Raw genomic sequence first — 1,190 nt, forward strand, 5'->3', positions numbered from 1 at the left:
GGATGCTCTGCACAAATAGCTAGCGGATGTGCTTGCAATGAATCGTCGAGCCAGCGAGCATGTCGGGCATGAAACAAGCTGACCTTGGATTGAACTTGTCGACCAAGCGCACCCGCAAGCGCGAATTCCTGGACGAGATGAACCGTGTGGTGCCGTGGGCCGATCTGGTGATGCTGATTGCTCCGTACGCGCCGGAGGGCAGACGCGGGCGTCCGCCGTTCGCGGTCGAGGCCATGCTGCGGATCCACTTCCTTCAGCAATGGTTCGGCCTGTCGGACCCGGCCATGGAGGAAGCGTTGCACGACGTGCCGCTGTATCGGGAGTTCGCGGGGCTGGACAACTGGACGATGAGACTGCCTGACGAGAGCACCATCCTGCGGTTCCGTCACTTGCTGGAGAAGCACAAGCTGGCCCCTCAGATTCTCGCGCTGGTCAACGATATCCTTCGCGACAAGGGATTGATGCTGCGCGCGGGCACGGTGGTGGACGCGACACTGATCAGCGCACCGAGTTCGACCAAGAATGCGTCGGGCGAACGCGACCCGGAGATGCACCAGAGCAGGAAAGGAAACCAATGGTATTTCGGCATGAAGGCGCACATTGGTGTGGACGCTGAAAGCGGACTGGTGCACACGGTGCGGGGCACGGCGGGCAACGTCAACGATGTGGTCGAGGGCAACAGCCTGCTGCATGGCGAGGAAACCGATGCGTTTGGCGATGCGGGCTATCACGGCGTGCAGAAGCGTCCGGACGCGCGGGCGGACGTGCACTGGCACGTGGCGATGAAGCCAGGCAAACGTCGCGCGCTTGATCCAAGCAAACCGCTTGGCGCAATCCTCGATCAGGTCGAACGAATCAAGGCGGGTGTTCGGGCCAAGGTCGAGCATCCGTTCCGGGTCATCAAGCGGCAGTTCGGCTACACCAAGGTCCGCTATCGCGGGCTGAAAAAGAACACCGCGCAACTCGTGACCTTGTTTGCACTGTCCAACTTGTGGATGGCGCGCGGCAAGCTTCTGGCTGCTGAGGCATGAGCGCGTTGCTGGCTCACGCCAATGCCTCGCGCGCAGCTTGTGAATGCTGCTCGGCGAGTGCCAGGCAGCTTCGCTTGGGGTTGATAGATTGGTGTCGCGGGGCATTTAGCGTCCGCTAAACGGCCTATCACACTCGATTCGCGTTTGTGCAGAGCATCC

General features: G+C 61.2%; 1 protein-coding gene. It reads left to right on the plus strand.

Annotation, left to right across the window (positions count from 1 at the left end):
- The first annotated feature begins 68 nt into the window (after nucleotides 1-68).
- On the plus strand, nucleotides 69-1,031 hold the full coding sequence (locus tag LDO29_RS28050) for an IS5 family transposase (protein WP_224082982.1): 963 nt from the start codon (nucleotides 69-71) through the stop codon (nucleotides 1,029-1,031).
- The last annotated feature ends 159 nt before the right edge of the window (nucleotides 1,032-1,190 follow it).

This window comes from Cupriavidus laharis (assembly GCF_914271435.1).
Taxonomy (GTDB): domain Bacteria; phylum Pseudomonadota; class Gammaproteobacteria; order Burkholderiales; family Burkholderiaceae; genus Cupriavidus; species Cupriavidus laharis.

What these genes read in the sequence shown, in the direction of transcription:
- LDO29_RS28050 (WP_224082982.1), top strand. Translation starts at nt 69, where the DNA reads ATGAAACAAGCTGACCTTGGATTGAACTTGTCGACCAAGCGCACCCGC.